Consider the following 26,045-nt stretch of genomic DNA (forward strand, 5'->3'; position numbering starts at 1 on the left):
GCGGCCGGCACTCCGGGCCGGTCCTGGGCGGCCAGCACCACCACCTCCTCGGCGGCGAAGGCGACCCCCACCTCCGCGCCCTCCTCCGGCGCCTCGCGCAGCCCGCACTCGGCCTCGATGTCCGGTGCGCCGGTGAGTGCGCCGGGCCGTAGCAGTACGGCGACCCGGCCGCCGGTGAACGTACGCGCCCCGACCGTGCAGGGCAGCCCTTCACCGGGGGCCACGAGACGTACCCCGGCGGGCCGCACCAGCACCGTCCGCTCGCCCTGGGCCGATCCGCCGGGGACCGGGACCTTCCCCCAGACCGTGTCGGCGACCGCGCCGCTCACCGTCGCGTCCACGACATTGCCGAAGCCGAGGAACCGCGCGACGAAGGCGGAGGCGGGCCGCTGCCAGACCTCCAGCGGGGTGCCGGTCTGGGCGATACGGCCGTCGCGCATCACCACCACCCGGTCGGCGAGCGCGAAGGCCTCGCCCTGGTCATGGGTGACGGCGAGCACGGTCGTACCCAACCGTCCGAACAGTCCGCGCAGTTCGACCACGAGCCGGTCGCGCAGGCCGCGGTCGAGCTGACCGAGCGGTTCGTCCAGCATCAGCAGCCGCGGCCTCGGCGCGAGCGCCCGTGCCAGCGCCACCCGCTGCTGTTCGCCGCCCGACAGCTCGGCGACGGCCCGGCGGCCGGCCCCCGGCAGTCCGACGAGGTCGAGCAACTCATCGACGCGGCGGTCCTGTTCGCCCCGGGTGGCGCCGCGTATCCGCAGGCCGAAGGCGACATTGCCGCGCACGTCACGCTGCGGGAAGAGCTGGTGGTCCTGGAACATCAGGCCGACGCCGCGCCGGTGCACCGGTACCCCCGACTGGTCGGAGCCGTCGAGCGCCACCCGTCCGCCGGCCGGCTCCTGGAGCCCGGCGACCACCCGCAGCAGCGTCGATTTGCCGCTGCCGCTCGGTCCGAGCACACAGACGATCTCGTGCTCGGCGATCTCCAGATCCACCGCGTCGAGCGCGGTGCGGGCGCCGAACCGTACGGTCACGTCCGACAGGGTCAGCAAGGCCATCAGAACTCTCCCGAGCGGTCGGTACGGATACGTTCCAGCGCCAGCAGCGACACCGCGCACACCACCATCAGGACCGTGGAAAGGGCCATCGCCTGGCCGTAGTTCAGCTCGCCCGGCCGCCCCAGCAGCCGCGCGACGGCCACCGGCAGCGTCGGCCGGTCCGGGCGGGCGATGAAGACCGTCGCGCCGAACTCGCCGAGCGAGACGGCGAACGCGAACCCGGCGGCGACCAGCGACGCCCGCCGTACCAGCGGCAGATCCACCTCCCGCCAGGCGCGCAGCGGCGACGCTCCGAGCACGGCCGCCGCCTCGCGCAGCCGTCCGTCGACCGCCCGCAGCACCGGCAGCATGGTCCGTACGACGAAGGGCACCCCCACCAGCGCCTGGGCGAGCGGCACCAGGATCCAGGAGGCCCGCAGATCCAGCGGCGGCTTGTCCAGCGTGATCAGGAAACCGAAGCCGACGGTCACGGCCGAGACGCCGAGCGGCAGCATCAGCAGCGCGTCGAAGCCCCGCACGAGACGGCCCGCGCGCCGGGTGAGCGCGGCGGCGGCCAGCCCTCCGACCACCAGCGCGACGGCGGTCGCGACGAGCGCGTACCGCAGTGAGTTCCAGACCGCTTCCAGCGGCGGTACGAGGAAGGTGCCGCCGCTGGACTCCACCGATCCGAGGGCCCGGTAGAAGTCGAATCCGTATCCGCCGGGACCGTCCAGGGAGCGTTCGACGAGCACCCCCAACGGCACCAGGATCAGCAGCAGTACGGTGCCGAGCACCCCGCCGAGCAGCGCCCACTGCCCGGCGCCGCGCGGCCGGCGTGCGGTCAGCGCGGGGTCGACCAGCCGCAGCGCGGTCTCCCGCCGCCGTACGGTCCACGCGTGCACCGCGAGGACCGCGCCGACCGCCGCGAACTGCACCAGCGTGAGCACGGCGGCGGTGGGCAGATCGAGGAGCTGCGCGGTCTGCCGGTAGATCTCCACCTCCAGGGTGGAGAAGCCGGGGCCGCCCAGGATCTGTACGACCCCGAAGGAGGTGAAGGTGAAGAGGAAGACCATCAGCGCGGCGGCGGCGACGGCGGGACCGAGGGCCGGCAGCGTCACCCGCCACCAGGCCGCGAACCGTCCCGCGCCGAGCACCCGGGCCGCCTCCTCCTGGCGCGGGTCGAGCTGCGCCCACAGCCCGCCCACCGTCCTGACGACCACCGCGTAGTTGAAGAAGACATGCGCGAGGAGGATCGCCCAGACGGAGGTGTCGAGCCGTACGCCCCACAGGTCGTCGAGGAGTCCGCCGCGCCCGAGCAGCGCCAGGAAGGCGGTGCCGGCCACGACGGTCGGCAGCACGAACGGGACGGTGACGACCGCGCGCAGCAGCTGTTTGCCGGGGAAGTCGAAGCGGGCGAAGACATACGCGCCCGGCAGCGCGATCAGCAGCGTCAGCGCGGTGGAGGCGAGCGCCTGCCAGGTGGTGAACCACAGGACGCCGAGGATGTCCGGGCGGGCCAGTACGTCCCCGATCCGGCCGACCTGCCAGCCGCCGTCCGTCTTCAGTCCCCGGCCCACGATCGCGGCCACCGGATAGGCGAAGAAGACGGCGAAGAAGGCGACGGGCACGGCCATGAGGGCGAGCCGTACGGCGTTTCCGCGCCCCCGGCCCCTGCCGCGCCCCGGCCGTCCTCCCCCCGGCGTCCTGGGGGTTACTTCACTACGAGTGAGGACCACGACTGGATCCACTGCTCACGGTGGGCGGCGATCGTGTCGGGGGCCACGGCCTCGGGCGTGTCGACGGTCGCGCCGAACTTCGTGAACAGCTCGGGCAGCGCGACGTCCTTGACCACGGGGTTGACGAACATGTTCAGCGGCATGTCCGCCTGGAACTTCTCGCCGATCAGGAAGTCCAGCAGCGCCTTGCCGCCGGCCTCGTTCTTCGCGCCGCCCAGCAGACCGGCGAACTCGGTCTGCCGGAAGCAGGTCCCGGTGGAGACCCCGGTCGGCGCCTCCTCGGGCCGGGGCTCGGCGTACAGCACCTCGACGGGCGGGCTGGAGGCGTACGAGACGACGAGCGGCCGGTCGGCCTTGGCCTTCCTGCCGCCCGCGGAGCCGGAGAAGCTGTCGTTGTACGCCTGCTCCCAGCTGTCCACGACCTGGACTCCGTTGTCCTTCAGTTTCTTCCAGTAGTCCTGCCAGCCCTTGTCGCCGTACCGCGCGACCGTGCCGAGGAGGAAGCCGAGGCCGGGTGAGGAGGTCGCGGCGTTCTCGGTGACGAGGAGGTTCTTGTACTGGGGCTTGATCAGATCGTCGAAGGTCCGCGGTGGCGCCAGCTTCTTGTCCGCGAAGTACTTCTTGTCGTAGTTGACGCAGATGTCGCCGGTGTCGACCGGGGTGACCCGGTTCTTGTCCTTGTCGAGCCGCGCGCTCTCCTCGACGCGGTCCAGGCCCTTCGCCTTGTACGGCGTGAACAGGCCGTTGTCGAGGGCGCGGGAGAGCAGGGTGTTGTCGACACCGAAGAAGACATCGCCCTGGGGCGAACCCTTCGTCAGGATCTCCTTGTTGAGGGCCTCCCCGGCGTCGCCGCTCTTCAGGACCTTGACCGTGTAACCGGTCTCCTTGGTGAACTCCTTCAGCACGGCGGGCGAGGCGTTGAACGAGTCGTGGCTGACGAGGGTGACGGTCCTGGACTCCGGACCGCCGCTGCCGCCGTCACCGGACGGTGTGGAGCCGCCGGACCCGCCGCAGGCGGCGAGCGCCGAGACGCCGAGCGCGGCGGCGAGCGCGCCGACGGCCGCCCTTCTCGTGCTGGTACGCGTACGGGTGCGGGGACGGATACGGGTACTGCTCACTGACTTTCCTCCTGGGATGTCCAGGAGAAGACGCGGCCCTGCCCGGGGTCCGTACGGTCCGGACTCCGGGCAGGGCGCTACAGCTTGAGTGGTGTCCGAACTTCCTACCCAGAATGACCTGGGCAAGGTTCAGAGGGTCTGCGACCGCTGCCCGCTCCCACGGACATGTGCCGCACTCTCAGCGCTGTGGCGCTCCCCTGTCGGAAAATATGCAATACGTTCAGGCCAAGGTTACCCCGTGGCGCCGTACCGACTCCTCCCGCGCTCCTACCGCTCGGAGGCCGCCAGCTGTCCGCACGCCCCGTCGATCTCCTGGCCCCGGGTGTCCCGTACGGTCACCGGCACGCCGTGGGCCGCGATCGCCTCGACGAACGCCTTCTCGTCCTCGGGGCGCGACGCCGTCCACTTCGAGCCGGGCGTCGGGTTGAGCGGGATCAGATTGACGTGCACCCGCTTGCCCTTGAGCAGCCGGCCCAGCCGGTCGCCGCGCCACGCCTGGTCGTTGATGTCGCGGATCAGCGCGTACTCGATGGAGACCCGGCGGCCCGACTTCTCCGCGTACTCCCAGGCGGCGTCCAGCACTTCCCGTACCTTCCACCGCGTATTGACCGGCACGAGGGTGTCGCGCAGCTCGTCGTCGGGCGCGTGCAGGGAGACCGCGAGCCGGCACTTGAAGCCCTCGTCGGCGAAGCGCAGCATCGCGGGCACCAGACCGACCGTCGAGACGGTGATCCCGCGCTGCGAGAGGCCCAGACCGTCCGGCTCGGGGTCGGTGAGCCGGCGGATCGCCCCGACCACCCGGTTGTAGTTGGCGAGCGGCTCGCCCATCCCCATGAAGACGATGTTGGACAGCCGCGAGGGGCCGCCGGGGACCTCGCCGTCACGCAGCGCGCGCATCCCGTCGACGATCTGGTGCACGATCTCGGCGGTGGAGAGGTTACGGTCCAGACCGGCCTGGCCGGTGGCGCAGAACGGGCAGTTCATCCCGCAGCCCGCCTGCGAGGAGATGCACATGGTGACCCGGTCCGGGTAGCGCATCAGCACCGACTCGACGAGGGTGCCGTCGTGCAGCCGCCACAGGGTCTTACGGGTGGTGTCGTCGTCGCACGAGATGTGCCGTACCACCGACATCAGGTCGGGCAGCAGCTCCGTGGCGAGCTTCTGGCGCGCGGCGGCCGGGATGTCGGTCCACTGCTCGGGGTCGTGCGCGTACCGCGCGAAGTAGTGCTGCGACAGCTGCTTGGCGCGGAACGGCTTCTCGCCGATCGCGGCGACGGCCTCGCGGCGCTCCGCGGGGGTGAGGTCGGCGAGATGCCGCGGGGGCTTCTTGGCTCCGCGAGGCGCGACGAAAGTGAGTTCTCCGGGTGTCGGCGGGGCCATGAAAAACCAAATCTCCTCGGTGCGGCGAGGCCGGGCTACCCCCGCTGTGGCGGGGAGTACGGCAGGACGGTGCCGGTGCCGGGAGACCTCACGGGAACGGCTTCACAGCCGCGGGGCTCAAAAGGGCCCGCCACCCGTGAGCGGCGAGCCCTTTCAGGGTAACCGGTACGGGTAGTGCCGCGACGGGCCGACCTTGCCGGGGACGAGAGCACTATCCGGAGCCCACGAAGAGCACCAGCAGCAACCAGACCACGGGCGCCGTGGGCAGCAGGGAGTCCAGCCGGTCCATGATCCCGCCGTGGCCCGGCAGCAGCGTGCCCATGTCCTTGATGCCGAGATCGCGCTTGATCATGGACTCGCCGAGATCACCGAGGGTGGCACTGGCCGCGACCGCGAGCCCGAGCAGCAGTCCCTGCCACCAGACCCCGCCGTCGATCATGAACTCCATGCAGAGCGCACCGGCCGCCATCGCGAAGCCGACGGCTCCGGCCAGCCCCTCCCAGGTCTTGCCGGGGCTGATACGGGGCGCCAGCTTGTGTGTGCCGAAACGCCAGCCGACCGCGTACGCGCCCGTGTCGCTGACGACCGTCAGCAGCAGGAACATCAGCACGCGCCACGGGCCGTCGTGCGCGGTGAGCATCATCGCGACGAAGGTGGCCAGGAACGGCACGTAGAACGCGGCGAAGACCCCCGCCGTGACATCTCTGAGATAGCCCTCGGGCGGTTCCGTCATCCGCCAGATCAGCACCGCGAGCGCGGTGAGGGCCATCGCGACCCAGGCACCCTCCGCCCCTCGCGCGTACCCGGCGACGACCATCGCGGCGCCGCCGACGGCGAGTGGCACGAGCGGTGCCTTGATGCCCTTCTTCTCGTCGAGCCGTGAGGTCAGCTCCCACAGCCCGATCACCACCGCGACCGCTATGACGCCGATGAAGACGGCCTTGACGATGAAGAGCGAGGCCGCGACCACCGCGCCGAGCCCGATACCGACCCCTATGGCCGCACGCAGATCGCGTCCGGCCCGCTTCTTCGGCGGGGGTGGCGGAGGGGCTGCCATGGGCTCCTGCGGGGTGTTGTCACGGAACGGGGGGCCGCCCGGCCGAGCGGCCCCCCGGTCGTCATCCTGGTTCCCGCTGTCGGCGGGTCCGTCGGGCACGATGGGCATGGGCCGAGTCTGCTGTGCGGGATGCTCATCGTATGCGGGACCCGCCGGGACAGCCCCCGGGTCGGTCGGTCCCCAGTATCCGGCTGTCGACGAGGCTCCCCGGGAAGAGTCGTTCATCAGACTTCGAGCAGCTCGGCTTCCTTGTGCTTCAGCAGCTCGTCCACCTGCGCGACATACTTCGCGGTGGTGTCGTCGAGCTCCTTCTCGGCGCGGCGGCCCTCGTCCTCGCCGACCTCGCCGTCCTTGATCAGCTTGTCGATGGTCTCCTTGGCCTTGCGGCGGACCGCGCGGATCGAGATCTTCGAGTCCTCGGCCTTGGTCTTGGCGACCTTGATGAACTCCTTGCGCCTGTCCTGCGTCAGCTCGGGGAACACCACCCGGATGATGTTGCCGTCGTTGCTCGGGTTGACTCCGAGGTCGGAGTCGCGGATCGCCTGCTCGATATTGCGCAGCGCGCTCTTGTCGAACGGGGTCACCACGGCCATCCGCGCCTCGGGTACGGCGAACGAGGCGAGCTGGTTGATCGGGGTCAGGGCACCGTAGTAGTCCGCCACGATCTTGTTGAACATCGCCGGGTGCGCCCGCCCTGTGCGGATCGCGGCGAAGTCGTCTTTGGCGACCAGGACGGCCTTCTCCATCTTCTCCTCGGCCTCGAGGAGGGTCTCTTCGATCACCACTTGCTCCTGCGTGTCTTGAGTGGGCCCGGCGTGCGAATCGGCCGGCGGAACCTGCGTCGCGTCTTGTCCTGCACGGTGTCCGACCGGCAGGGCTTTGTCCATCCCGTGCGGGGCGGCCCCGGATCAGCTCCGGGTGCCCTGGTCGCTCACGAGCGTGCCGATCTTCTCACCCTTGACCGCACGCGCGATATTGCCTTCCTTCAGCAATTCGAAGACGAGGATCGGCAGCTTGTTGTCCTGGCACAGCGTGATGGCGGTCATGTCGGCGACCCGCAGATCTCCGGCGATCACCTCGCCGTACTCCAGGGCGTCGAACTTGACCGCGGCGGGGTTGGTCTTGGGGTCGGAGTCGTACACCCCGTCGACCCCGTTCTTCCCCATCAACAATGCCTCGGCGTCGATCTCCAGCGCGCGCTGGGCGGCCGTGGTGTCGGTCGAGAAGTACGGCATGCCCATACCGGCGCCGAAGATCACGACGCGGCCCTTCTCCAGGTGGCGCACGGCGCGGAGCGGGATGTACGGCTCCGCGACCTGCCCCATGGTGATGGCGGTCTGGACACGGGAGTCGATGCCCTCCTTCTCCAGGAAGTCCTGGAGCGCGAGGCAGTTCATGACCGTGCCGAGCATGCCCATGTAGTCGGAGCGCGCCCGGTCCATGCCGCGCTGCTGGAGTTCGGCGCCCCGGAAGAAGTTGCCCCCGCCGATGACGACCGCGATCTGGGCGCCGTCACGGACGACGGCGGCGATCTCGCGGGCGATGGCGTGGACGACATCGGGGTCGACGCCGAGCGCTCCCCGTCCGGCGAACGCCTCACCGGACAGCTTCAGCATGAAGCGTCCGCGGCCGTGGTTCCTGCCGTCGTCGCTCTTCTTGCCGTCGTCGCTTGTGTCGGCCTGTTCCATGGAGATCTCCTCGTGCGCATACGAAGAAGGCCATTGCCGGGGTCCTTGCGGTTCCCTGTGCGGCAATGGCCTCCTCGTCAGATCTGCGGCCGCCCGGCAGGTACCCGGACGACTGCGTCAGACCCTATCGGGGTCTTGGGTTGATCGCGTACAGACTCAGACGCCGACCTTGATGCGCACGAAGCGCGTCAGGGCGACACCGGCCTCGTCCAGGACCTTCTGGACGGACTTCTTGTTGTCCTTGGCGAACGCCTGCTCCGTCACGACGACGTCCTTGAAGAAGCCGTTGACACGACCCTCGACGATCTTCGGCAGGGCGGCCTCGGGCTTGCCCTCCTCGCGCGAGGTGGCCTCGGCCACGCGGCGCTCGTTCTCGACCGTCTCGGCCGGGACCTCGTCGCGGCTGAGGTACTTCGGCGCGAAGGCGGCGATGTGCTGCGCGACGTCCTTGGCGACCTCGGCGTTCTCCTTGTCCAGCTGGACGAGGACGCCGACCTGCGGCGGGAGGTCGGGCATGGTGCGGTGCATGTAGGCGGCCACGTAACCGCCGGTGAACTGCGCGAAGCGGTCCAGGACGATCTTCTCGCCCAGGTTGGCGTTCGCCTCGTCCACGTACGCCTGCACGGTCTTGCCGGCCTCGATCTCGGAGGCGAGCAGCGCCGGGAGGTCGGCCGGGGACGTCGCGGCGACGTGGGCGGCGAGCGTGTTGGCGACGGTCTGGAACTTGTCACCCTTGGCGACGAAGTCCGTCTCGCACTTCAGCTCAAGGAGAACGCCGGAGGTCTTGTCCTCGGAGATGAGGGAGACGACGGCGCCGTTCTCGGCCGAACGGCCCTCGCGCTTGGCGACGCCCTTCTGGCCCTTGACACGGAGAAGCTCGACGGCCTTGTCGACGTTGCCGTCGGCCTCGTCGAGCGCCTTCTTGCAGTCCATCATGCCGGCGCCGGTGAGCTCACGGAGCTTCTTGACGTCAGCGGCGGTGTAGTTCGCCATGATCTGTAATTCTCTCTCGAAGGTCTGAAGGATCTACGGGTGGACGGCGGGGGCCGGTGGGCCCCCGCCGTCGACTACCGAACCTGGGGAAGGTCAGGCCTGCTCGGTGTCCGCGGCCGGAGCCTCGGCGGGGGCCTCGGCCTGCTCCGCGTCGGCGACCTTCTCCGTCTCGGCGGAGGTCTGGACGTCGCCCTCGGCCTCGGCCTTGGCCTCGGCCGGCTTCTCGGCGTCGTCCTTCTTCTCGCCCTCGAGCAGGTCGCGCTCCCACTCGGCGAGCGGCTCGCCGGCGGCCTTCTCGCCCGGCTTCGAGTCACCGGTGGCGACGCCGGAACGGGCGATGAGGCCCTCGGCGACGGCGTCGGCGATCACGCGGGTGAGCAGGGTGACGGAGCGGATCGCGTCGTCGTTGCCCGGGATCTTGTAGTCGACCTCGTCGGGGTCGCAGTTGGTGTCGAGGATCGCGACGACCGGGATGTGGAGCTTGCGCGCCTCACCGACGGCGATGTGCTCCTTCTTGGTGTCGACGATCCAGACGGCGCTGGGCACCTTCTGCATCTCGCGGATACCACCGAGGGTCTTCTCCAGCTTGGCCTTCTCGCGGGAGAGGACCAGCAGCTCCTTCTTGGTGAGGCCGGAGGCGGCCACGTCCTCGAAGTCGATCTGCTCAAGCTCCTTCAGACGCTGAAGGCGCTTGTAGACGGTGGAGAAGTTGGTGAGCATGCCGCCCAGCCAGCGCTGGTTGACGTAGGGCATGCCGACGCGCGTCGCCTGCTCGGCGATGGCCTCCTGGGCCTGCTTCTTCGTACCGACGAACATGATGGAGCCGCCGTGCGCGACGGTCTCCTTGACGAACTCGTAGGCGCGGTCAATGTACGACAGCGACTGGAGCAGGTCGATGATGTAGATGCCGTTGCGCTCGGTGAAGATGAAGCGCTTCATCTTCGGGTTCCAGCGACGGGTCTGGTGACCGAAGTGGACGCCGCTCTCCAGCAGCTCCCGCATCGTGACGACGGCCATGGCCGTACTCCTTGAGATACTCGGTTGTCGCGTCCGCCGGACGGCAGTCGCGCCTGACGCCCCGATGCGCTGTGCCACGGAAGACCGAGACCGAGAAGCGCTGACATCGGCGCGAAAGGGCCGATGGCGGGGCGTGCGAAGTCGACCCGGTGACCCGGATCGCCACAAGAAGTGTACGGGACCTTCGCACCCCTGGGTGACGGCGTTGTCCACAACCGGTCGGTACTCCACAGATCCCGTTCATGATCAGCGCGATGGCGCCGCCATGCGGGACCGTGGACGGCATGACTACTTTCCGTAATCACTTCGGCACACTCGTCCTTCTCGTCCCACGCCGCGTACCGCTCGTACGTGTCGCGCTCGGCGCACTCGTCGCCGTCGTCCTGGCATCGCTCGGGCTGTGGGCCGCGCCGGAGGCGGTGGCCGCGAAGGCGCCCGGCGGCGGCGAGGGCCGGGCCTGGCCCGTGGGTTCGCGTCCGGGTCCGGCGGTGCTGCGGGGCTGGGAGCCGCCCGCATCGGCGTACGGCCCCGGTCATCGCGGGGTGGACCTGGCCGCGGCGGCCGGGGCGCCGGTACGCGCGGCGGCGGCGGGCCGGGTCTCCTTCGCGGGCCAGGTGGCGGGGCGCGGGGTGCTCTCGATCACGCTGTCCGGTACGGGGGATCCGCCGCTGCGGACCACCTACGAACCGGTGTCACCTCTCGTCGCCGTAGGAGACGAAGTGACGGCGGGCCAGCGGGTCGCCACGATGGCGGACGCTCCGTCCCACTGCGCGCCGGGATGTCTGCACTGGGGTCTGCTGCGGGGCAGGGTCCATCTGAACCCGCTGTCCCTGCTGCCCCGCGCGCTGCTGCGCCGGGGCCCGTCGCGGCTCCTGCCGGTCTTCGGTGTCCCCGAGCCGGAGCCGGAACGAGCGCAGCGGGGCGCGCGATGGGCACTGGCGGCGCATCCGCCGGCGTACGCGCCGTCGGTGTACGTGCCGCCGGTGTACGTGCCGCCGGTGTACGTGCCGGGCGCTCAGCCCCGTACGCCGCGCAGCGCCATGGAGACGGCCGCCTCGGCGATCTCCTGGGGTGCCTCGGCCGCGCCGAGCTCGATACGTCTGACGGCCGCGTCCACGACGCCCTGGAGCAGCATGGCGGCGAGCCGGGGCTGTTCATGGCCCAGTTCACCGAGAGCCTCCACGATCATGGCGATCAGACCGCCGTGCGCGGCACGGATCTTCTCCCGGGCCCCGGCGTCCAGTTCGCTCGCGGAGATGGCGACGACCGCGCGGTGGCGCCGGTCCCCGACCAACGCGAGCTGACGGCGCACATACGCCTCGATCTTGGCCTCGGGCGTCTGCGCCCCGGCCATGGCCGCCTCGACCTCGGCCGCCCAGAGCGGGAAGTCGACGGCGCACAGTTCCTCGACGACGGCGGCGCGCGAGCGGAAGTACTCGTAGACGGAGGACCTGGCGAGGCCGGTGCGCTCGGCGAGTGCGGGGAAGGTCAGCGCGTCCGTACCGCCTTCGGACAGCAGGGAGCGCGCGGCGTCCAGCAGGGCGCCTCGTTGCATGGTCCGGTGCTCGGCCACGGAGGCCGCTCGAATCCTGGGCACGCCTCCACTCTACGGATGAGCGGGCGCCCCCACAGCGTCAGCGTCCGACGTCGGCCAGCTTCGCCCGCAACTGAAGCACGGACTTTGTGTGGATCTGGCTGACCCGGCTCTCGGTCACCCCGAGGACATGGCCGATCTCGGCGAGCGTGAGGCCCTCGTAGTAGTAGAGCGTGACGACGGTTTTCTCCCGGTCGGGGAGGGTGTTGATGGCCCGTGCGAGCAACCGTCTCAGCTCACGGTCCTCGGCGACCTCCACCGGGTTGTCGGCGGCGGTGTCCTCCAGGGTGTCCATGAGGCTGAGCCGGTCACCGCCCTCGCCGCCGACATGCAGCAGTTCCTCCAGCGCCACGACGTTCGCCAGGGACAACTGGCTGAAAACCGCGTGCAGTTCCTCCAGCGCGATCCCCATCTCGGCGGCGACCTCGGGCTCCGAGGGCGTACGCCGCAGCTGGGCCTCCAGCGTGGCGTAGGCGCGCTCGACGGCCCTGGCCTTCTGCCGCACGGAGCGCGGGATCCAGTCCAGGGCGCGGAGTTCGTCGATCATCGCGCCGCGGATACGGGTGATCGCGTAGGTCTCGAACTTGATGGCCCGCTCGATGTCGAACTTCTCGATCGCGTCGATCAGACCGAAGACCCCGGAGGAGACGAAGTCGGCCTGCTCGACATTGGACGGCAGTCCGACGCTCACCCGGCCCGCCACATACTTCACCAGGGGCGAGTAGTGCAGGATCAACTGCTCGCGCAGCCGCTCGTCGCCCGTGGCCTTGTACGACCGCCACAACTCGTCGAGCGACGAGGGCGCGGGGGGCCGCACGCCGCTCCGGGCGGCAGGGGGCGCCGCCGCGCGGTCAGACCCGGAGGTGTGCTGGGGCATGGGTCGCCTTGAGCCGTTCTGCTGTGACGTGCGGGGGGACATCTGTCTCGGGGGCCGGAACGCTGGTGAGCGTAGCGTGACTGACGCATCGCGCTGAGCGAGGAACGGGCGCCCGTACCCGCCATGACGGACGCCGCCGACCACACCGTCGATCCGGGGCCGACGCCGCTCGCGCCGGCCCCTGGTGCGTCACGGATCGAGAGGCAGGGGTCATCCGCATCACCTTTTCACCCGAATGCCCCAGGTCAAGTACCGCCTCGCCGCGCGGCGGCCAACTGCCAGCCGTCGCCATGCCGTTCGACGTACCCCAACGAGTGCAGTTCGTACAATCTGCCGAGCGCCTCGTCCGTGGTCGTGCCCGCGCCGCGCGCGATCTCCGGCCCCCGCGAGGCTCCCCGCGCGGGCAGCGCTTCCAGTACCCGTGCGCTGACCGGATCGAGCAGATCCCTGGGCAGTACGGGGCCGCGTCGGAGCGGTGCCAGCTCGCCCATGTCTCCCACCAGCTCGATCACTTCCGCGGCGTCCGTGACCAGCACTCCCTCACCGCGCAGCAGTTCGTGCACGCCCGCCGAGAGGCCGCTGGTGGCGGGGCCTGGCACGCCCATCGTGAAGCGGCCGAGCCGCTGCGCCGCGCGCGCGGTGACCAGGGAGCCGCTGCGGTACTCCGCCTCCACTACGACCGTGCCCCTGGTGAGCGCGGCGATCACGCGGTTGCGGAGGACGAACCTGCTGCGGGTGGGATGGTCGCCCGGCGGTAATTCACCGATGACCAGGCCCTGTTCGGCGATGCGTCCGATCAGCTCCGTATGACCGCGGGGATAGACCACGTCGACCCCGCAGGCGAGGACGGCCACGGTGGCACCGTCGGCCGCCAGCGCACCGCGGTGCGCGGCGCCGTCCACACCGAACGCTCCACCGGAGGTCACGACCCAGCCGCGCTCCGCCAGACCAGAGCCCAGACTCGCCGCCATATGTGCCCCGTACGGAGTACACGCCCTGGCGCCGACCACCGCGACGGAGCGCAGTGACCAGAGCCGCAGATCCGCCGCTCCACGCACCCACAGCCCGATGGGCGCCGCGGCTTCCAGGTCGTCGAGCTGGCTGGGCCACTCCCGGTCGCCGGGGCAGACGAACCGGCCGCCGAGCGTGTTCACCGCCGCCAGATCGCGTTCGGGGTGGGCCGTCGCCGCCCGTGTCCGATAGCCGCCGAGCCGCCGCTCACCGGCCTCGGTGAGCTGCTCGGGTCCGGCGTCCGGTGAGGTGAGCAGTTCCAGCAGCCGAGCCGCCCCGAACCTCCGCAGCCACTGTCCGCCGCACTCGTCCCCCGGTTCCAGAATCCGCGTGAGCGCGGCCCGCGCCAGCCGCTCCGCCGGGGTGACGGTGGTCATGACGCCGCTCCTGCCGCCGCACCCCGGGCCACGCCGGTACGCAGCTCCAGCGCCAGCGCCACATCGCGCGATTCCGGCCGGGCTCGCCCGGCGAGGTCCGCGACCGTCCAGGCCACCCGCAGCACCCGGTCCAGGCCGCGCGCGGTGAGCAGGCCACGCTCCAGATCCCGTTCGGCCGCGGCGAGCGCTCCGGGGGCGACGGGCCAGCGCGTACGCAGCTCATGGCCGGGCACCTCGCTGTTCACCGTCCAGGGTGTGTCCTCCAGCCGGGCCGCCGACCGCTGTCTGGCCTCCCGTACCCGCACGGCGACCGCCGCCGTGGACTCGCCCCTGCCGCCCTGCCCCAGCAGATCCGCGCGGTGGACGGGCTGGACGCCGACCCGGAGATCGACCCGGTCGAGCAGGGGCCCGGACAGCCGGGCCTGGTAGCGGCGGATCGCCGAGGGCGGGCAGTCACACGCCGCCCCGACCAGCGTGTGCCGCCCGCACGGGCAGGGATTGGCCGCGAGGATCATCAGAAACCGCGCGGGCAGCCGCACCACCCCGGCGCTGCGTGCCACCACCACATGGCCGGACTCCAGCGGCTGCCGCAGGGCGTCCAGCGCCCGGCCCGAGAACTCCGGCGCCTCGTCGAGGAAGAGCACCCCCCGGTGCGCCAGCGACACCGCGCCCGGCCGCGGAAGCCCGTTCCCGCCGCCGACCAGGGACTGCATGGTCGCCGAGTGGTGCGGGGCGCAGTAGGGCGGGGCGCTGACGAGCGGCTCGCCGGGCGGCAGCATGCCCGCCACCGAGTGCACGGCCGTGACCTCCAGGGCTTCCTGTCCTGTCAGCGGCGGCAGGACGCCGGGCAGCCGCTCCGCCAGCATCGTCTTGCCCGCGCCCGGTGGTCCGTGGAGCAGCAGATGGTGCCCGCCGGCCGCGGCCACCTCCAGCGCCGTACGGGCCGGTTCCTGGCCCGCCACGTCCGCGAGATCCGGCCGGTGTCCGTCGTCCGTCCCGGCGCCCGTGGCCAGGCCGGTGCCGACCCCGGCGCCGGGCACCATCAGCCCGGCGAGCATCGCGTCGGGACGTCCCCGCGCGGTCTCCGGCGGCTCCTCGGGCACCGGTTCGCCGGTCAGTACGGCGATGAGCTGGCGCAAGGTCCGTACGCCGAGGACCGACACCCCCGGCACCAGGGAGGCCTCGCCCGCCGTCTGCTCGGGGACGACGACCTGGCGGTAGCCCGCCTCGGCCGCCGCGAGCACGGCGGGCAGCACCCCGCGTACCGGCCTGACCCGTCCGTCCAGGCCCAGCTCCCCGATCAGCACCAGATCGGCGATGGCCCTGGGATCGATCCGTTCGGCGGCCCCGAGCACCGCGGCGGCCACGGCGAGGTCGAAGCCGCTGCCGCCCTTCGGCACGGACGCGGGGCTCAGCCCCACCGTGAGTTTCTTCTGCGGCCACTCGCCCCCGGAGTTCACCACGGCCGCCCGCACCCGGTCGCGGCTCTCCACCAGGCTCTTGTCGGGCAGCCCCACCAGGGTGAAGGCGGCCACTCCCGGCTCCAGATCCGCCTGGACCTCGACCACCACGCCCTCGACGCCCAGCAGCGCCACCGAGCACGCACGCGCGAACCCCATCAGGCCACCCCCTGGGCATGCTCGACCACGGGCGCGCCCCGGCCGGGCAGCAGCACCCCGATCAGATCGATCCGCACCCCGCCGGGCGGCGGACCGCCGTACCGCTCCAGCCAGCAGTGCGCGAGCCGTTTCAGCCGGTCCGCCTTCACCGGCGTGACCGCGGCCATCGGATGCTCGAACCAGCCGGCCCTGCGGGTCTTCACCTCGCAGACGACCAGTACGTCCCGGCCCCCGCTGTCCCGGTCGCGGGCCACGATGTCGATCTCGCCGACCCTGCCGCACCGCCAGTTGCGCGCCAGCACGGTCATCCCCGCGTCGGCCAGCCGCCGCGCCGCCAGATCCTCGCCGTACCGCCCCAGTGCCCCCGTCGCGTTCATTCCGGCACCACCTCCGGCACCGACTCTGACGCGAGCGCCCGCAACTAGTGGATCTTGGTGGACAACCCGGCGGTTGTGGAAAACTCGCTCACTCGTCCGTGACGCTCCCGCGCCCGAGCCCTCACGCAGACGCGCTCACGCAGACGCCCTCACACCGGCGCCCTGAGGCAGAACCCTCACTCGGGACGCCCTTTCACACCATCGCCCCCGGCACGATCACGCCCTTCAGCCGCCGGGGAGTTCGAGGTCGCTCTTGTTCAGCTCCTCGATATTCACGTCCTTGAACGTGAGCACCCGTACCTGCTTGACGAACCTGGCCGGCCTGTACATGTCCCAGACCCAGGCATCGGCCATCGTGACCTCGAAAAAGACCTCACCCTGCACCGAGTGCACCTGCATCTCGTAGTCATTGGTGAGATAAAAGCGACGCTCGGTCTCGATCACGTATTTGAACAGACCGACGACATCTCGGTACTCCCGGTAGAGCTTCAGCTCCATCTCGGTCTCGTACTTCTCGAGGTCCTCGGCGCTCATGGCATGTTCCCCTTCAGCCGTACGTCCCCCCATTGTGCTCCGGCCCTCGCGCCCCTAGACGCTCTCGGGGGCGAGGTCCACCGGCGCATCCGGGGGACCCTCATCGAGCAGCGTGCGCAGCAGCTCGGCGAGCCTGGTCGGATACACCGTCTCACGCGCCGCCGACAGTTCGGCGGAGGTCCACCACCTCAACCCCGCGACACTTCGCAGCTCCAGCTCGGTCAGCCCCCCGGGCGATGTCTCGGTCTGCGTCGTACGTGCCAGGAAGTACCACTCATCCTGATCCCAGCGGCGCCCGTCGAACGGGAAGGAGCAGGTCCGGCGCCACAGCACGGGCCCCAGTTCCACCTCTGTGATCCCTGTCTCCTCCGCCAGCTCGCGCAGCGCGGCCTGCTCCCGGGTCTCGTCGCCCTCCAGACCCCCGCCGGGCGTGAACCACCAGTCGTTGTCCGGATCACCGGGCTCATAGCCGTGCAAGAGCAGAATCCGGTCCTCCGGATCCAGCAGCACCACCCGCGCCACCTTCCGCAGCGCTCGCCCACCCGGCCCGGCAGCGGTCTCATCCGATCCGGCGGCCCCACCCGGCCCGGCGGCCCCGGTGACCCCGGCGGATTCAGCGGACACCCGCGGACACCCCTTCACCGCTCCTGCCACCGGCCCGCGGCTTCGAGAACCACCGGGCGACCGGCCCGTACGCCGCCCCGCCGAAGATCAGCAGCGCCCCGGCCACCACCGCCGCCACGATCAGCCGCACCGGCCCCGGCCCGGACACCCCGCCCGGCAGCGCCGCGAAGCCCGCCGGCCGCTCGATCACGCCGCCCAGCGGCCAGGCCACGGCATCGACGCGCGCGTCGACCGCCGAGCGCGGCACCGACCCCTGCCCCGCGTCGTCCAGATGGATCCGGGAGTCCAGCGAACCGCTGCGTTCATCACCGAGCAGGAACAGCTTCCCCTCGGGCACGGTCGCGTCGAAGTCGGTCGTGGACGCCCGCCCGCCGATCATTCCCTGTACATACGGCTCCTCGACCGCCGTGCCGTTGACGGTCAGCCGGCCGTCCGCGTCACAGCAGGCGATCTTGTCGCCGCCGACCGCGACCACCCGCTTCACCATCGGCATATTGGCCCAGTCCGCGTCCTTGAAGACCACCACGTCGCCGCGGCGCACCTCGTCGCCGGATATCCGCTGTGCCAGCACCCGGTCCCCGGCCTTCACGGTCGGGTCCATCGAATTGGTCGGAACGGTGTACGGCAGATACTCGACGGCTCCCCACCCGAACCCGCCGAGGAAGAGCACACAGCCGACGGCCACGGCCAGCCCCGACAGCACACTGCCGAGGCGGCCGTGGCCGCCGTTCGAACGTTCCGCTCGTCCTGATCCGCTCATCCCAGCACTCCCCCCGTTCCGGAGAACGATCACTCACCGTTCCGGAGAATGATCCTCGGAGATCGACGATCCGGGACGGCACCCTACCCGGCGGTACGCCCCCGGGTCAGCCTCCTTCGGCGCCACAGGACGAACGGCACCGCTCCGGCCAGGCCCAGCGCCCCCGGAACCGCGGCCGAGGCCACCGACGCCGCCGCGCTCAGCCCGGACTGGTCGAACGTGCCGGGCACCGGAAGCAGAGACCAGCGGTTGACCGGCCAGGCCACCACAAAGGCGCGCCCGACGACCTCGTCGTTGGAGACCGTGCCGTTACCGGTCAGCTCCTGGTGGTAGCGGGAGTCCAGCGAGTTCTGCCGGTGGTCGCCCATCACCCAGATGCTGCCCTTGGGCACGTCGATCGGCCCGAACGGCTTGTCGTCACAGGGAGTGTTGCCCGGGTAGATGTAGTCCGTCTCGTTCAACGGAACCCCGTTGACCTGAACCTTTTCGCCCTTCTTGCACTCCACCGTGTCACCGCCGACCGCGATGACCCGCTTGATCAGATCCTTCTCCTCGGACGACGGCATCAGCCCGATGAAGCTCAGGAACCGCTGCGCCACATTCGGCTCGGGTGCCTGGGTGTTGTCCAGCCAGCCGCCCGGGTCATGGAAGACGACGACCTCGCCACGCTCCGGCTCGGAGCCGAACCAGGGGGTGAGCTTGTCCACCAGCACCCGGTCGCCCCGTTGCAGGGTGTCCTGCATCGAGTCCGAGGGGATCGAGAACGCCTGCACCAGGAACGTCTTGATCAGAAGCGCCAGCAGCAGCGCGATCCCGATGAGGAGGGGCAGCTCCTTCCAGAAGGAGCGCGGTTTCCTCGCGTCCGGTCCGTCTTCGTCGCCGTCCCTGTCGCCGTCATGGATCCCGCCGGACCCGCTTCCGCGTTCCATCCGCCTGTCCGTCACGTTCTCGGGCGACTCGGCGAGCTGCTCGTGTCCCTCCTCGGGATCATCGTGTCCGGATCGTGCGCCGACCGCCACATCCCCCACATCCACTCCTCACTCCGTGCGATTACTCCGTGCGACCGCCTGCCCCGGAGACGGGACAGGCCCACCACTCCCATAACGAGCGGGAGTTCCGCAGGGCTCGGGAGCCGGATCAATCCGTTCAGATCCTGGGAAGACAGCCTATGGGACGGTCCCAGTGCCGTCGTCGGCGCGGCGCGCGGATCCGGGACCGAAGCGTAGGTCTCCCGCTCCTCCAGTCGCCGCCAGTGACCGACCGGCCAGGCGATGACGACCGCGCGGCCCACGACCTCGTCCTCCGAGACGGTCCCCTTGTCCGCCTCCTGGAGGTGGAAGCGGGAGTCGGCCGAGTTGGACCTGTGGTCCCCCATCACGAAGATGCGTCCGGCCGGCACCCGTACCTCGAAGGGGATCGTGGAGGGCGCGTTCCCGGGGTTCAGATACGGCTCGGTCAGCGGCGTGCCGTTGACGGTGACCTTGCCGTCCCGGTCGCAGCACTTGACGGTGTCCCCGCCGGTCGCGACGACACGCTTGATCAGATCCTGCTCGTCGGCGGACGGCAGCAGTCCGATGAACGTCAGCGCCTGCTTGACCTGTTTGATCACGATGGGCGAGTTGTCCGGCGCCGGCTTCTCGTCCTGAAGCCAGTTGCCGGGGTCCTTGAAGACCACGACATCGCCGCGCTCCGGCTTCGAGCCGAACCACGGCGTGAGCTTGTCCACCAGCACCCGGTCGCTGATCCTGATCGTCTGCTCCATCGATCCCGAGGGGATCACGAACGCCTGCACCAGGAAGGTCTTGAGGACGAGCGCGATCAGCACCGCCACGGTGATGAGGAGCGGTATCTCCTTCGCCGCGGACCTCTGACGGCGACGCTTGACCCGGCGGGCGAGCTTACGGCGCTCCGCGCGCCCCGGCAGCGTCCGGCCGGTGGTGGGCCGGGAGCCGGTGGGCAGCCGGGTGTCGGCCCCATGGCTGGGAGGGCGACGGCGCCCCCGCTTACCCATGGACACCGCCCCGGGCAGGGGTCCCTATGGCGGCCGGGACCGCCTCGTCACCCGGGGCCGCCTCGTCACCCGGGTTCCGTACACCGTGGAAGGCCCCTGTCGGCTCCAGGACGGCCCAGCGGCCCAGCGGCCAGCCGATCCAGTCCGCCCGTCCGATGACCTTGTCCACGGGCACCATGCCGCCGCCGGGGTCGCCGAGATGGTCACGGGAGTCGCGGGAGTTGCTGCGGTGGTCGCCCATCACCCAGAGGGTGCCCTGCGGTACGACGATGTCGAAGGGGACGCTGGAGGGCGCGTCACCGGCGTACAGATACCGCTCGTCCACGGCCCGGCCGTTCACCTCGACCCTGCCCCCCTTGTCGCAGCAGACCACGCGGTCACCCCCCACACCGACCACGCGCTTGACGAAGTCGGTCTCGGCGGGCTCGGCGAGACCCAGGGCCGCGGCCGCCCCGTGCAGCAGCCCGGTGACGGGGTTCTCGCTCGACGGCTCCTGGACGAAGGATCCGGTGCCGTCGAAGACCACCACATCACCGCGCTCCGGCGCGGTACCGAAACGGTACGCCACCTTGTTGACGAGTACCCGGTCCCCGACCTGGAGGGTGGGTTCCATCGAACCGCTGGGGATCAGGAACGGCTGCACCACGAAGTTGCTGAGGAGCAGCGCGAAGACACCGCAGACGAGCCCGAGCAGCCCCACTCTTCCCCAGGAGAGCCCGGACAGTCCGGGCAGCCGGGATAGCCTCCGGGAGGAACGGGGGGAACACGCGGAGCGCGACCCCTCTTCCGTCCCGTCGTGGGACGCGGAAGAGCGATCGCGCTCCGTCTGTCGTGCTTCGGTGTCCATCGGGGCCAGATCTTATCCGGCGGCCCTGTGGACCCGGTGCGCGTCCGGGCCGGCCCGGACGCGGCGGGCTTACCTGTCGCGCTTCTCCTTGATCTTCGCGGCCTTGCCGCGCAGCTCACGGAGGTAGTACAGCTTGGCGCGACGGACGTCACCGCGGCTCACGAGCTCGATCTTCTCGAAGATCGGGCTGTGCACCGGGAAGGTGCGCTCGACGCCGACGGAGAAGGAGACCTTGCGGACCGTGAAGGTCTCACGGACACCGGAGCCCTGGCGGCGGATGACCACGCCCTTGAACTGCTGGATACGGGAGCGGTTGCCCTCGATGACGCGTACGTGGACGTTCACGGTGTCACCGGGACGGAAAGCGGGGAGGTCGCTGCGGAGCGACGATGCGTCGACGACGTCGAGCAGGCTGGCCATGAAGGTCTGCTTCCTCGCTGATGCCACAGGTCATCAGCGGATATCGAGAGAGTCTGATGTGCCGTTCGCGTCGGGCGGGCGTCGTTCCCCCTGTGGCAGGGGCGCACACCGGACGTACAGCAGCGGCCTATTCTTCCATGGCCTCGGGCCTGCGCCAAAATCGGCCGCCGGGCTCCGGCGCCCAGCCCAGGATGGAGAGCATCTCGCGGTCCTTCTTGTCGAAGGACGCCGGGTCGCAGCGCTCGATCAGATCGGGCCGGTTGAGGGCGGTGCGCCGGAACGCCTCGTCCCGCCGCCAGCGCGCGATCCTGCCGTGGTGGCCGCTGAGCAGCACCTCGGGAATCCCGCGTCCGCGCCACTCCGGCGGCTTCGTGTAGACGGGGCCCTCCAGCAGATTCGCCATCGCGCCGGGGGCGAAGGAGTCGTCGCGGTGCGACTCCGCGTTGCCGAGCACGCCGGGCAGCAGCCGGGCCACGGCCTCGGTGATCACCAGTACGGCGGCCTCGCCGCCGGCGAGCACATAGTCACCGATGGAGACCTCGACCACCGGTATCCGGGTCGCGTACTCGTCGATGACCCGGCGGTCGATGCCCTCGTAACGCGCGGGGGTGAAGACCAGCCAGGGCCGCTCGGACAGTTCGACGGCCAGTTCCTGGGTGAAGGGGCGGCCGCTGGGGGTGGGGACGACCAGGACCGGGCCACGGGCGCCCGACTCGTAGCCGCCCGCCAGGACGTCGTCCAGTGCGTCGCCCCAGGGGTCGGTCTTCATGACCATGCCGGGACCGCCGCCGTACGGGGTGTCGTCGACCGTGTTGTGCCGGTCGTACGTCCACTCCCTGAGGTCGTGTACGTGCACGTCGAGTCGCCCGCGCGCGCGGGCCTTGCCGACGAGCGAGACGTTCAGCGGTTCCAGGTACTCCGGGAAGATCGTGACCACATCGAGCCGCATCAGCCGCCGTCCCTGCCGGACGCGCCGTCCTCGCCGGATGTACCGGACACGCCGTCCTCGCCGGTGCCCGCGGCCCCGGAGTCGCCGTCCCGGCCGGAAGCGATCTCCGCCCCGTCGTCGATCAGCCCCGGCGGCGGGTCGATGACGGCCCGCTGCTCCTCCAGGTCGATCTCGGTGACGATCTCCTCCACGAAGGGGATCATCACCTCGCTGCCGTCCGGCCGCTCCACGATGAACAGGTCCTGCGAGGGCAGATGCGAGATCTCGGTGATCCGCCCGATCTCCGTGCCGTCGGCGAGCACCACGTCCAGGTCCATCAGCTGATGGTCGTAGAACTCCTCGGGGTCCGCGGGGAGTTCCTCGGGGTCGACCTCCGCGATCAGCAGGACATTGCGCAGCGCCTCGGCGCCCGTACGGTCGCGTACGCCCTCGAAGCGCAGCAACAGCCTGCCGCTGTGCACCCGGCCCGTCTCGATCCTCAGCGGTCCGGCCTGGGCCGGCTCCGTGGCGAGTACGGCGCCGGGCCCGAGCCGCAGTTCGGGCTCGTCCGTACGTACCTCGACGGTGACCTCGCCCTTGATCCCATGGGCGCGGCCCACCCGCCCGACCACCAACTGCACTGACACTCCACCTTCTTGTTCACGATCACGCACCGGGAACAGCGAAGGCCGGGAAGGCCATGGCCCTCCCGGCCCCTGCCGGTGTCCTGCTGTCTCAGCGGACCTGGTCCACGTCGATGAGATCGACGCGGATGCCACGGCCGCCGATGGCGCCCACGACGGTCCGCAGAGCACGTGCGGTGCGGCCGTTGCGGCCGATCACCTTGCCGAGGTCGTCCGGGTGCACCCGGACCTCCAGCACACGGCCGCGGCGCAGGGTGCGCGAGGCCACCTGCACTTCGTCCGGGTTGTCGACGATGCCCTTCACGAGGTGCTCGAGAGCCTCCTCGAGCATGCTCAGGCCTCGGTCGACTCGGCGGCGGCCGAGGACTCGGTCCCGGCTTCGTCGGCCTTCTTGTCGGACTTCTTGGCCTTCTGAGTGATCGCCTCACCCTTGGGCTCGTCGCCGGCGTCCTTCGCGGCGGCCTCGAAGAGGGCGCGCTTGTCGGCCTTCGGCTCCGGCTGGAGCAGCGGCGCGGGGGCCGGCAGGCCCTTGTGCGCCTGCCAGTCACCGGTGAGCTTGAGGATCGCGAGAACCGGCTCGGTCGGCTGGGCGCCGACGGACAGCCAGTAACGCGCGCGCTCCGAGTCGACCTCGATGCGCGAGGGGTTCTGCACCGGGTGGTACAGACCGATCTCCTCGATGGCCCGGCCGTCACGGCGGGTACGGGAGTCGGCGACGATGATGCGGTAGTGAGGCGAACGGATCTTGCCCAGACGCTTCAGCTTGATCTTGACTGCCACTGGAGTGGTGTCTCCTGGTCTTGACGTGGTTGGGCACAACGGGATGCCGCGTGGGGTTGCGGTACCCGATCCGCCCGATGGACGCGTCAGCCGGAGGAGAGAGGGGTCCTGTGCGACTGTCGAGTACAGCTGGCCATTCTGCCATACGCCCGCGACCGGGCATGACCCGGTGGCGGGCAGGCGGCGGGAGCGTCCGGGACGGCCGGTGACTCAGCCCGCGGCGCCGACCACTTCGGGGATGCGGAAGGGCTTGCCGCAGCCGCCGCAGACGATCGGGGCCTGGGCGAGGACCGACGGTACGACCCGTACGTTCCGCCCGCAGTCACAGACCGCCTTGACGCGCACCCCGCCGCCGGACGAGCCGTGTCTGGCGGCCGGGCCGCGGAAGCTGCGCTTGGTGTCGGCGGCCGTCGCGACCGTGTGCGCCTTGAGGGCGCGCTGCAATCGCTCGATCGTGGGGCGGTACCGCCGCTTCGCCTCGGGGCTGAGCGAGACCAGGGAGAAACCACTGCTGGGATGCGGCTCCTCGGGATGGTCGAGGCCCATCTCCTCGGCGATCGCCAGGAATCGGCGGTTGTGATAGCGGCCGGCCCGCGAGGTGTCCCGGACACCTCTGGCCGCGGCGATGCCATGGACCGCTTCGTGAAGCAGTCGTTCGAAAGAGAGCTCGGCGCCACAGGCGGACGACGACTCTCCGATCAGGGACTCTGGCGCGGCAAGATCCGGCAGCTCGGGGTGGGACCGCTGAATATCGGCCCACGCCTGCGCCAGCTCTGCGGCGAGAACAGGTGGTGTCGTGCTCACGTCGTGAACAACGAGCCGGAAGGCTCCCGGGTTCCATTACGGGGCATCCCAAATAATTTGCACGTACCCGTCAGTTGCCATTGATGCGTCCGGACGAGGGCGGGTGCGCTGATCTGCGGAGAAGTCTCACAGCTCCTACCAAGGTGGTACGTAGCGTCTCGTACGCTTCGACGCGTAGACGATCTACGTACACCGGCGCTTCCTCTTGAAGAGGAGCTTCTCCCCTTCGAGAGGGGCTCCCCGCGGAAGGGGTTCCGGCGGGGGGACTCGGTGGACGCCTGGTGACGGATCCGCTCAATACGCGCGGGCCACAATGGCGACACTACCCGCCTCATCATCCGTTTCCGGCACCGCCCCGTCCTCCGCGACCAGGCACCGCACGGAGGCCCCGCGCTCGGCGAGAGCCGCCTCTCCCCCGGCCCCCAGCGTCGCCCAGGGGATGCGTGCCCAGCCGCCCGCGGCGGCGGCCTCGGCGGCCTCCTCGACGGTGGAGACGTCGGCGGTGCGGGCCTCACGGCGCGCCCTGGACTCCGTCAGCAGCAGCGCCTGGTCGTCCTCCAGGACCGTGGGCAGCAGCCCGGCGAGGGCGCCGGCCGCCACCGGTTCCTTGCCTCCCGGGATCCGGCGTACGAGCATCGCGGTGCCGTTCTCCAGGTCGCGCGGGCCGATCTCGATCCGTACGGGCACCCCCTTCAGCTCCCAGTCGACGGCCCGGCGGCCGAAGGGGATGTCGGTGCGGTCGTCGATCCGGACCCGGACGCCGGCGAGCCGGAGGCGGTCGGCGGTCTCGCGGACGGCGGCCAGGACCGGCTCGTCGCCCTTGATGGCCAGCACGACGGCCTGCACGGCGGCGAGCCGCGGCGGGACGCGCAGTCCGTCGTCGTCGCCGTGGGACATGATCAGTCCGCCGACCATCCGGGTCGAGGCGCCCCAGGAGGTCTGCCAGACCAGCTCCTCGGTGCCCTCCTTCGACAGATACCGGGTGTGGAAGGCTCGCGCGAAGTTCTGTCCCAGCTCGTGGCTCGTGCCCATCTGGAGGGCCTTGCCGTCGCCCATCATCCCTTCGAGCGTGAGGGTGTTGACGGCTCCGGCGAAGCGCTCGCGCGCGGTCTTGCGGCCCAGCACGACATCGATCGCGAGGACCTCGGTCATGAAGTCCGCGTAGACGTCGCGGTGGATGTGCGCGGCATAGTCCCTGGCGTCCTCGTAGGTGGCGTGGGCGGTGTGGCCCTCCTGCCAGAGGAATTCGGTGGTGCGCAGGAAGACGCGGGGGCGCATCTCCCAGCGGACGACATTGGCCCACTGGTTGATCAGCAGCGGCAGATCGCGGTAGCTGCGCACCCACTTGGCGAAGTACTCGTTGACGATCGTCTCGGAGGTGGGCCGTACGACGACCGGCTCCTCCAGGTCCTTGCCGCCGCCGTGCGTGACGATCGCCAGTTCGGGCGCGAACCCCTCGACGTGCGCCGCCTCCCGGGTCAGATACGACTGCGGGATGAGGAGCGGGAAGTACGCGTTCGAGGCGCCGGCGGCCTTGATGCGGGTATCCAGCTCCTGCTGCATCCGCTCCCACAGACCGTACCCATATGGCCTAATCACCATCGTGCCGCGCACCGGCCCGTTGTCGGCCAGTTCGGCCTTGTTGATCAGATCCTGGTACCAGCGGGGGAAGTCGTCGGCCCGGGGCGTGAGAACAGGTGCCTTCGCCATGGCGGGCATCGTACGGGCTGGGACGAAAGGAACCGGCCATGCGCGCGGGAGCGCACGCCCGGGGCATACACGCTTTGCCCGCCGCCCACTGGACGCGGGCAC

Annotated in this window: 25 protein-coding genes, 3 pseudogenes and 1 riboswitch; of the genes and pseudogenes, 1 reads left to right on the plus strand and 27 read right to left on the minus strand. The window is 70.5% G+C overall.

The window, feature by feature from the left end; translation table 11 throughout:
• Positions 1-32: 32 nt before the first annotated feature.
• The 9 genes and pseudogenes from CU044_RS31685 to rpsB form a co-directional block, all read right to left on the minus strand.
• Positions 33-1,058 (minus strand): annotated as a pseudogene (locus CU044_RS31685) (ABC transporter ATP-binding protein); the annotation flags it as partial.
• Positions 1,058-2,671 (minus strand): iron ABC transporter permease, encoded by a 1,614-nt coding sequence (locus CU044_RS31690; protein WP_129772184.1) that lies wholly within the window; start codon positions 2,669-2,671, stop codon positions 1,058-1,060. The gene CU044_RS31690 and the pseudogene CU044_RS31685, both read right to left, overlap by 1 nt.
• A gap of 77 nt (positions 2,672-2,748) precedes the next feature.
• Positions 2,749-3,891 (minus strand): thiamine ABC transporter substrate-binding protein, encoded by a 1,143-nt coding sequence (locus tag CU044_RS31695; RefSeq protein ID WP_240045974.1) that lies wholly within the window; start codon positions 3,889-3,891, stop codon positions 2,749-2,751.
• A gap of 83 nt (positions 3,892-3,974) precedes the next feature.
• A riboswitch (TPP riboswitch) is annotated at positions 3,975-4,100 on the minus strand.
• A 58-nt stretch (positions 4,101-4,158) separates the two neighbouring features.
• A complete protein-coding gene (gene rlmN, locus CU044_RS31700; RefSeq protein ID WP_129772185.1) occupies positions 4,159-5,271 on the minus strand; it encodes a 23S rRNA (adenine(2503)-C(2))-methyltransferase RlmN in 1,113 nt (370 codons plus the stop codon).
• Positions 5,272-5,482: 211 nt separating this feature from the next.
• Positions 5,483-6,553 carry a phosphatidate cytidylyltransferase gene (locus CU044_RS31705; protein WP_129772186.1) on the minus strand — a complete coding sequence of 357 codons (1,071 nt, stop codon included), beginning with the start codon at positions 6,551-6,553 and terminating at the stop codon, positions 5,483-5,485.
• Positions 6,553-7,110, minus strand: coding sequence for a ribosome recycling factor (frr, locus tag CU044_RS31710; protein WP_030351725.1), 558 nt, complete (start codon positions 7,108-7,110; stop codon positions 6,553-6,555). The genes CU044_RS31705 and frr overlap by 1 nt, the downstream gene beginning before the upstream one ends.
• Positions 7,111-7,236: 126 nt before the next feature.
• Positions 7,237-8,016, minus strand: a complete 780-nt coding sequence (gene pyrH / locus CU044_RS31715; RefSeq protein ID WP_129772187.1) for a UMP kinase — start codon at positions 8,014-8,016, stop codon at positions 7,237-7,239.
• A gap of 156 nt (positions 8,017-8,172) precedes the next feature.
• Positions 8,173-9,009, minus strand: a complete 837-nt coding sequence (tsf, locus tag CU044_RS31720) for a translation elongation factor Ts (RefSeq protein WP_030351727.1) — start codon at positions 9,007-9,009, stop codon at positions 8,173-8,175.
• A 93-nt stretch (positions 9,010-9,102) separates the two neighbouring features.
• On the minus strand, positions 9,103-10,026 hold the full coding sequence (rpsB, locus tag CU044_RS31725) for a 30S ribosomal protein S2 (RefSeq protein WP_129772188.1): 924 nt from the start codon (positions 10,024-10,026) through the stop codon (positions 9,103-9,105).
• 284 nt (positions 10,027-10,310) lie between these two features.
• Between rpsB and CU044_RS31730 the strand changes: the two are divergent.
• A pseudogene (locus tag CU044_RS31730) lies at positions 10,311-10,925 on the plus strand (peptidoglycan DD-metalloendopeptidase family protein); the annotation flags it as partial.
• A gap of 116 nt (positions 10,926-11,041) precedes the next feature.
• Here the strand turns inward: CU044_RS31730 and CU044_RS31735 are convergent.
• From CU044_RS31735 to proS, 18 genes and pseudogenes are all read right to left on the minus strand, one after another.
• Complete coding sequence (locus tag CU044_RS31735) at positions 11,042-11,581, minus strand: TetR/AcrR family transcriptional regulator (RefSeq protein WP_129772257.1); 540 nt, start codon at positions 11,579-11,581, stop codon at positions 11,042-11,044.
• Positions 11,582-11,660: 79 nt separating this feature from the next.
• Positions 11,661-12,497 (minus strand): RNA polymerase sigma factor WhiG, encoded by an 837-nt coding sequence (whiG, locus tag CU044_RS31740; protein WP_129772189.1) that lies wholly within the window; start codon positions 12,495-12,497, stop codon positions 11,661-11,663.
• Between the two features lie 245 nt (positions 12,498-12,742).
• Positions 12,743-13,885, minus strand: a complete 1,143-nt coding sequence (gene dprA / locus CU044_RS31745; protein ID WP_129772190.1) for a DNA-processing protein DprA — start codon at positions 13,883-13,885, stop codon at positions 12,743-12,745.
• Positions 13,882-15,504, minus strand: a complete 1,623-nt coding sequence (locus tag CU044_RS31750; RefSeq protein ID WP_129772191.1) for a YifB family Mg chelatase-like AAA ATPase — start codon at positions 15,502-15,504, stop codon at positions 13,882-13,884. The genes dprA and CU044_RS31750 overlap by 4 nt, the downstream gene beginning before the upstream one ends.
• Positions 15,504-15,881 (minus strand): YraN family protein, encoded by a 378-nt coding sequence (locus CU044_RS31755; RefSeq protein ID WP_129772192.1) that lies wholly within the window; start codon positions 15,879-15,881, stop codon positions 15,504-15,506. The genes CU044_RS31750 and CU044_RS31755 overlap by 1 nt, the downstream gene beginning before the upstream one ends.
• Positions 15,882-16,106: 225 nt before the next feature.
• Positions 16,107-16,415, minus strand: coding sequence for a DUF2469 domain-containing protein (locus tag CU044_RS31760; RefSeq protein ID WP_014675276.1), 309 nt, complete (start codon positions 16,413-16,415; stop codon positions 16,107-16,109).
• A 54-nt stretch (positions 16,416-16,469) separates the two neighbouring features.
• Positions 16,470-16,946 (minus strand): NUDIX hydrolase, encoded by a 477-nt coding sequence (locus CU044_RS31765; protein ID WP_129772258.1) that lies wholly within the window; start codon positions 16,944-16,946, stop codon positions 16,470-16,472.
• A gap of 82 nt (positions 16,947-17,028) precedes the next feature.
• Positions 17,029-17,799, minus strand: a complete 771-nt coding sequence (lepB, locus tag CU044_RS31770; protein ID WP_129772193.1) for a signal peptidase I — start codon at positions 17,797-17,799, stop codon at positions 17,029-17,031.
• Positions 17,800-17,882: 83 nt separating this feature from the next.
• The gene (gene lepB / locus CU044_RS31775) at positions 17,883-18,818 is read right to left on the minus strand and encodes a signal peptidase I (RefSeq protein ID WP_129772259.1); all 936 of its coding nucleotides are present in this window, start codon (positions 18,816-18,818) and stop codon (positions 17,883-17,885) included.
• A pseudogene (lepB, locus tag CU044_RS31780) lies at positions 18,787-19,810 on the minus strand (signal peptidase I). Before lepB (CU044_RS31780) ends, lepB (CU044_RS31775) begins: the two are co-directional and overlap by 32 nt.
• Positions 19,803-20,657 carry a signal peptidase I gene (gene lepB / locus CU044_RS31785; protein ID WP_129772194.1) on the minus strand — a complete coding sequence of 285 codons (855 nt, stop codon included), beginning with the start codon at positions 20,655-20,657 and terminating at the stop codon, positions 19,803-19,805. The pseudogene lepB (CU044_RS31780) and the gene lepB (CU044_RS31785) overlap by 8 nt, the downstream one beginning before the upstream one ends.
• A gap of 69 nt (positions 20,658-20,726) precedes the next feature.
• The gene (gene rplS, locus CU044_RS31790) at positions 20,727-21,077 is read right to left on the minus strand and encodes a 50S ribosomal protein L19 (RefSeq protein WP_129772195.1); all 351 of its coding nucleotides are present in this window, start codon (positions 21,075-21,077) and stop codon (positions 20,727-20,729) included.
• A gap of 127 nt (positions 21,078-21,204) precedes the next feature.
• A complete protein-coding gene (gene trmD, locus CU044_RS31795) occupies positions 21,205-22,026 on the minus strand; it encodes a tRNA (guanosine(37)-N1)-methyltransferase TrmD (protein ID WP_129772196.1) in 822 nt (273 codons plus the stop codon).
• Positions 22,026-22,646, minus strand: a complete 621-nt coding sequence (gene rimM, locus CU044_RS31800; protein ID WP_129772260.1) for a ribosome maturation factor RimM — start codon at positions 22,644-22,646, stop codon at positions 22,026-22,028. The genes trmD and rimM overlap by 1 nt, the downstream gene beginning before the upstream one ends.
• 94 nt (positions 22,647-22,740) lie before the next feature.
• Positions 22,741-22,980 carry an RNA-binding protein gene (locus CU044_RS31805; protein ID WP_129772197.1) on the minus strand — a complete coding sequence of 80 codons (240 nt, stop codon included), beginning with the start codon at positions 22,978-22,980 and terminating at the stop codon, positions 22,741-22,743.
• A gap of 2 nt (positions 22,981-22,982) precedes the next feature.
• Positions 22,983-23,429, minus strand: a complete 447-nt coding sequence (gene rpsP / locus CU044_RS31810; protein WP_129772198.1) for a 30S ribosomal protein S16 — start codon at positions 23,427-23,429, stop codon at positions 22,983-22,985.
• Between the two features lie 210 nt (positions 23,430-23,639).
• Positions 23,640-24,233: a hypothetical protein gene (locus CU044_RS31815; RefSeq protein ID WP_030351743.1), complete on the minus strand. Its 594-nt coding sequence runs from the start codon at positions 24,231-24,233 to the stop codon at positions 23,640-23,642.
• A 294-nt stretch (positions 24,234-24,527) separates the two neighbouring features.
• On the minus strand, positions 24,528-25,943 hold the full coding sequence (gene proS, locus CU044_RS31820) for a proline--tRNA ligase (RefSeq protein ID WP_129772199.1): 1,416 nt from the start codon (positions 25,941-25,943) through the stop codon (positions 24,528-24,530).
• Positions 25,944-26,045 lie beyond the last annotated feature (102 nt).

The organism is Streptomyces sp. L-9-10, assembly GCF_004151105.1.
Classification (GTDB): Bacteria; Actinomycetota; Actinomycetes; order Streptomycetales; family Streptomycetaceae; genus Streptomyces.